This window comes from Nesterenkonia sp. F, assembly GCF_000220985.1.
Classification (GTDB): Bacteria; Actinomycetota; Actinomycetes; order Actinomycetales; family Micrococcaceae; genus Nesterenkonia.
Map to the genome: position 1 here is coordinate 1 of NZ_AFRW01000090.1, position 5,790 is coordinate 5,790.

6 protein-coding genes are annotated in these 5,790 nt (G+C 73.7%); all 6 read right to left on the reverse strand.

All coding sequences use genetic code 11. From position 1 onward, the window contains the following. A partial coding sequence (tsaB, locus tag GU5_RS14615) for a tRNA (adenosine(37)-N6)-threonylcarbamoyltransferase complex dimerization subunit type 1 TsaB (protein ID WP_010524974.1) occupies nucleotides 1-216 on the reverse strand: 216 nt, incomplete at its 3' end. 132 nt (nucleotides 217-348) lie between these two features. Then, on the reverse strand, nucleotides 349-1,719 hold the full coding sequence (locus GU5_RS0107555; RefSeq protein WP_010524975.1) for a Na+/H+ antiporter family protein: 1,371 nt from the start codon (nucleotides 1,717-1,719) through the stop codon (nucleotides 349-351). A 146-nt stretch (nucleotides 1,720-1,865) separates the two neighbouring features. After that, nucleotides 1,866-2,471 carry a tRNA (adenosine(37)-N6)-threonylcarbamoyltransferase complex ATPase subunit type 1 TsaE gene (gene tsaE, locus GU5_RS14620; protein ID WP_010524976.1) on the reverse strand — a complete coding sequence of 202 codons (606 nt, stop codon included), beginning with the start codon at nucleotides 2,469-2,471 and terminating at the stop codon, nucleotides 1,866-1,868. Further along, entirely contained in the window at nucleotides 2,468-3,712 is a 1,245-nt protein-coding gene (alr, locus tag GU5_RS0107565; protein WP_050806626.1) for an alanine racemase, read from the reverse strand. Before alr ends, tsaE begins: the two co-directional genes overlap by 4 nt. Before the next feature lie 26 nt (nucleotides 3,713-3,738). Beyond that, a complete protein-coding gene (locus GU5_RS0107570; protein WP_139084369.1) occupies nucleotides 3,739-4,176 on the reverse strand; it encodes a hypothetical protein in 438 nt (145 codons plus the stop codon). A 42-nt stretch (nucleotides 4,177-4,218) separates the two neighbouring features. Beyond that, nucleotides 4,219-5,790, reverse strand: a 1,572-nt coding sequence (locus tag GU5_RS14625) for an NAD(P)H-hydrate dehydratase (protein WP_010524979.1), incomplete at its 5' end; no start/stop codon positions are given.

A 5,790-nucleotide genomic window follows, 5' to 3' on the forward strand; every position in this document is an offset into this window, starting at 1 on the left:
GACGCGCAGGCCGGTGAAGGGACCCGGCCCGACGCCGACGACGACGCCGTCGAGCCGCGCGCCGGAGATCCCGGCCTCGGTCAGCACGTCGCGCACGGCCGGGGCGAGGACCTCGGCGTGGGTGGTGGTGGCATCGGTGCGCCGATGGGACAGCACGGTCTCGCCGTCGGTGACGGCGGCCGAGGCCCCGGCGGAGGAGTCGATCGCGAGCAGCACCCCTCCATGCTATCGGCTCGCCGAGTCCGCCCTCGCCCCGGGCGATGACTCCGTGGGACGGGTGGGAAAGATGCCGTATTCCCACCCGTCCCACGGAGTCAACGCCGCCGAGCGGCCGTCCTCAGGGCACCGTCACAGCACCATCGCCGCGACGACGCCGCCGATGAACAGCGGGATGTTGTAGTGCAGGAACGTCGGCACGCAGGTGTCCCAGATGTGGTGGTGGCGCCCGTCGGCGTTCAGTCCCGAGGTCGGGCCCAGTGTGCTGTCCGAGGCGGGCGATCCGGCATCGCCGATGCCGGCGGCCGCGCCGATCAGCGCCGCCGTCGCCAGCGGGCTGAAGCCCAGGCTCGCCGCCAGCGGAACGAAGATCGCCGCCAGCACCGGCACCGTGCCGAAGGAGGTCCCGATGCCCATGGTGACCAGCATCCCGACGAGCATCATCAGCATCGCCGCGACCAGCCGGCTGCCGCCGATCCACTCGCCGGCGGCGGCGACCAGCGACTCCACCGCCCCGGTCTCGGTGAGCACCTGGGCGTAGCCGGAGGCGATGAGCATGATGAACGCGATGGTGCCCATCATCGCCACGCCCCGGTCGATGATCGGATCGCCGTCCCGCCAGGACTCGCCGCGCAGCAGGAAGATCACCAGGATCCCGGCCAGCGCGGCGATCACCAGCGAGCCGTAGACCAGCTGCAGGACCAGCGTGGTCGCCAGTCCCAGCAGCACGACGACGTCGCCGCGCCGCCGGCCAGTCGGCGCGGCAGGCTCCGCGGCCCCGTCCGCGCCGTCGTCGGTCTCGGAGGCTCCGCCGCCTGCCCCGGCGCGCCCGCCCGCCCGGGCCTCCACGGCGGCCGAGGCGTAGAGCCGCGGTCGCCGATAGCTGATCAGGATCGCGACGGCGAGGCCGACGACCATGCCGCCGACCGGGATCGCCATGGCCAGCGGGATCCGCGCCAGGTCGATCGCCATGCCGTGCGCGGCCATCTCGTCGGCGATGATGCCCTGGAAGATGAGCCCGAAGCCCAGCGGGACCAGCAGATAGGGGGCTTTCAGGCCGAAGGTCAGCGCCGCGGCGACGGCCCGCCGATCGATCCGGAGCCGATCGAAGGCGCTCAGCAGCGGCGGGATGAGGATCGGGATGAAGGCGATGTGGACCGGCACCAGATTCTGCGAGAGGCTGGCCAGCCCGGCGATGGCGAAGAGCACCACCGCCCGCGGCCCGCGCAGCAGCGGCAGCGTCCTCCGGATGAGCCTCTCGGTGAGCCCGGACCGGGAGACCATCACCGCCAGCGTGCCCAGCAGGATGTAGCTCAGCGCCGTCTCGCCCTGGCCGCCGAGGCCGTCGACGAGCGTCGCGGCGGTCTCCTCCACGGAGAGGCCGCCGGCCAGCCCCGCCACCAGGGCGGAGAGCAGCAGGGCGATGACGACGTTCACCCGGGCCAGACTGAGCACGGCCAGCACCAGCACGGAGAGCACGACGGGGTTCAGCAGATCGGACACGCGCGGATCACTTCATCCTCGGAGACGGGCAGGCGGAGCAGGTGCAGGCGGCAGGCGCGGCCTCCTGCGCGATGACTCGGTGGAAGGTGTGGGAATAGACGTGTATTCCCACACCTTCCACCGAGTCATCGCCGGCGGGGTACGGCTCAGGGCAGCTGGGGACCCTCGGCCCAGCGCGGACCGAAGCCGCGCAGCACCGCCCGCCGCGCCGAGCCGAGGAGGTCCTCCTCGGACTCGGAGAAGTCGGTGATGATCTCCGGGGCCCCGGGGCCGTCCGACGGCGCGGCCCCGCGCACCGGCGCGGCGGGGGCCTGCGGCACCGCGGGATCGACCAGCTCCAGATCCAGCCAGGACCCGTCGACGCCGACCAGCGCCTCCTCGGCCACGCCGCGGCCCCATTCGACCACGGTCACCGACCGCTCGCGCGTGGAGACCAGGTCCAGGCCCTCCACTCCGGCGGCGTCGGTGCGATAGGCGTCGACATGCACCAGGTCGGGACCGTCGTGCTCCGCGCGGTGGATCCGGCTGAGCACGAAGGTCGGCGAGCTCACCCGCCCGGAGACCCCCAGCGCGGCGGCCAGCGACTGGGTGAAGGTGGTCTTGCCCGCGCCGAGCCCGCCGGTGAGGATCAGCACGTCGCCGGGGCGCAGCACCGCGGCAAGCGCCTGCGCGAAGTGCTCGGTGGCCTCCAGATCGTCGAGCCGCCGCTCGATCCGCCAGCGCGGATCGGCCGACGCCGCGGCCCCGCTCACCGCGCGGCTCCCTGCGTGCCGCCCGGCGTCGTGCCCAGCGTCATGCCCAGCGTCGTGCCGGTCGACGCATCGTCGGCGGGGCCGCGCTCGGAATCGATCACCTGCCGGGGCACGCGGGAGCCGATGCGGGTGATGATCTCGTAGTTGATGGTCTGCGCGGCGGCGCCCCAGTCGGCGGCCGAGATGCCGGAGTCGCCGCCGAAGAGCACCACCTCGTCGCCCACGGCGACGTCGGTGTCGACGTCCTCGAGGTCGACGACGAACTGATCCATGGCCACGCGGCCGGCCGACTGATAGGTCCGCTCCCCGATCCGCACCGGGGCGTGGACGGCGATCCGCGGCACGCCGTCGCCGTAGCCCATCGGGATCAGCGCCAGCGACGTCGGCCGATCCACCCGGTGGGTCAGCCCGTAGCTGATGCCCTGCCCCGCCGGGACCTGCTTCACGTTGGCCACGGTGGTCCGCAGCTCCATCGCCGGCTCCAGTCCCAGGTCCTCGGCCGAGCGGTCGGCGAAAGGGCTCTGCCCGTAGACGCCGACGCCGACGCGGACCATGTCGAAGTGCGCATCCGGCCGGGACAACGCCCCCGGGGTGTTGGCCACATGCCGCAGCGAGACGCTCAATCCCGCTTCCTCCGCAGTCTCCACCGCCCAGCGGTAAGCCTCGAGCTGCTCGTCGGTCTCGCGCCGATCGGGCTCGTCGGCGACGGCCAGGTGGGTGAACAGTCCGACCACGCTCATCAGCCCGCGGTCCTGGTGCTCGACGGCGCGGGCGACCAGCTCCGGCCAGCGCTCCGGAGTGCAGCCGTTGCGTCCCAGACCGGTGTCGATCTTCAGGTGCACATGCGCCGGAGTCTGCAGCTGCTCGGCCGCGGCGGCGACCTCGTCGATCTCCCAGCCGGAGATGCCCAGGTCCACGTCCTGGGTGATCGCCTCGGCGAAGTCGGTGCGCGCCGTGTGCAGCCAGGCCAGCATCGGCGCCTCGATCCCGGCCTCGCGCAGCTGCAGCGCCTCGGTGACATGGGCGACGCCGATCCAGTCGGCGCCGCCGTCGACGGCGGCGCGCGCGGCGGTCACCGCCCCGTGGCCGTAGCCGTCGGCCTTGACGGCGACCATGACCTTCGCGGGACGGACGTAGGCGGCGATCGTGGCCACGTTGTGCCGGATGGCGGCGGGATCGATGATCGCCGCACGCTCCGGGGCGTGGACCTCGGGCACAGCTGTGCCGCTGATGGTACTCATACCCTCTACTCTACGAGGACCGGCCGTCATGGCTGAGGCCGCCCCCGCCGGTCGGCGTGCCAGCTGGCCCACCCGGCGGCGACGCCGATCGCGACGATCCACAGCACCTGCAGCCCTGCGATCAGCGGCGCCCAGAGCAGCGCGAAGGTGGCCAGCAGCGGCACGGCGGCCGCGGTGATCCCGGAGACCATCGCCGCAGCCCTCGGCGTGGAGGCCGAGAGCCACTGCGAGGCGGTGCCCACTGCCGCGCCGAGGAGCCCGGAGACGGCGGCAACAGGAGTCAGCAGCCACAGGTAGCCGCCGAGCCCGGACAGCAGAGTCTCCGGGGCCAGGAAGCCGGTGATCAGGTCCACCGGCAGCGCGATCAGCACCACGACCAGGGTGGCGATCAGCACGACGACCAGCGCGGTGATCAGTCGGCGCAGCAGGTGGCGAGGTCCGGAGCGAGCGGCGGCAGATGTCATGGTCATCACATTCTTCCAGATCGAGGCGGCGGGCGAGGCAGCTCAGGCGCGGTGGTCGACGCCGACGGCGATCGTGCCCGACGTCGGGCTGACGGCCTCGATCAGCCGTCCCGCGCCGAAGGCCCCGCAGCCGAAGGGATCGATCCGACCGGCGGCCTGGGCATGGATGCGCACCCCCAGCGCGGCGGTGCGCCACATCGGCTCCTCGGGTCGCACCGCCGCCAGCGCGCCGATGATGCCGGTGAGGACGTCCCCGCTGCCGGCGGTGGCCAGCCCCGGAGCCTCGACCCGGTGGACCACCGTCGGCGCATCCGGGGCCGCGATGACGGTGCTGGGCCCCTTCAGCAGCACGGTGACCTCGAGCTGCTCGGCCAGCTGTTCGACGGCGGCGGCCGGATCGGACTCCAGCAGCTCGATCAGGTCGTCGCGGTCGACGTCGGCCATCACGCCGCGGATCTCGCCGAGGTGCGGGGTGAGCAGGACATGCGGGCCGAGCTCCACGTCGGTGAAGGAGGAGTCGTTGAGATGCGACAGCGCCGAGGCGTCGATGACGCAGGGCCGCCCCGGCCCGGCCCACTCCAGGGCGCGGCCCAGTGCCGCGAGCTGGAAGACGTCGCGGCCGATGCCCGGGCCGACGGCCGCCGCGGTCGCCCGCTGCAGCACCGAGCTGCCCCGGCCGGAGGTGGTGACCACCTCCGGCATCATCGTCACCAGCCGGTCACGGACCTCCTCGGGCGCCTGCAGCGCGACCATGCCCACTCCGGTGGACACCGCCGCGGCCGAGGTCAGCTGCGCGGCGCCGGGGAACTCCCGGGAGCCGGCGATCACGTGGACCGCGCCGCGCGAGTACTTGTGGTCGCCGTCGGCCGGACGCGGCCGCACCAGCGGAGCCGGCCGCTCGTCGCCGCCGGGGGCGCACTCGCCGCGCCGGCGCCGCTGACCGGCCTCGGAGCCCACCGGCTGGTCCTCGCCGACCAGCCAGCGGACGGGCAGCTGCAGGTTCGCCTCGATGCCGATGGGCACCGTGCGCACCACGCCGGCGGCCTGCGAGCCGGCGCCGAGCACCAGCCCAGTCTTGCAGCCGCCGAAGGTCACGGTGCAGTCGGCCTCGATGACCTCGCCGGCGACGGTGCCGGTGTCGACGTCGACCCCGGAGGGCACGTCGCAGGCGACGACCTGGGGGCGGCGCTCGTCGACGATGGACTCCCGGCGGCACTCCAGCAGCTCGGCGAGCCCCGGCACGTCCGGAACGGTGAAGCCGCTGCGGGATCCGGTGCCGATGATCGCGTCGACCAGCACCTCGGTGCTCGCCGGGACCTCCTCGACGATCCGGCCGCCTGCGGCGCGGAAGGCCGCCAGCCCGTCGGGATGCCCGTCCCCGCGCAGCAGGACGGCGCGCGCGTCGACGCCGCGGCGGCGCAGCTTCGCCAGCGCGTGCAGCCCGTCGCCGCCGTTGTTGCCGGACCCGATCAGTCCGACGACGACGGTGCCGTAGACCCGCCCGCAGCCGGCCTCCAGGCGCCCCAGGACTTCCTGCGCCAGCGCATGGGCTGCCCGGCGCATCAGCGTCTCGCCGTGGCCGGCCTCGAGCAGCGGCGCCTCGGCCGCGCGGAC

Excerpts from the sequence above, each read along its gene's own strand:
- alr (WP_050806626.1), bottom strand. The coding sequence starts at position 3,712 with ATGAGTACCATCAGCGGCACAGCTGTGCCCGAGGTCCACGCCCCGGAG.
- GU5_RS0107570 (WP_139084369.1), bottom strand. The coding sequence starts at position 4,176 with ATGACATCTGCCGCCGCTCGCTCCGGACCTCGCCACCTGCTGCGCCGA.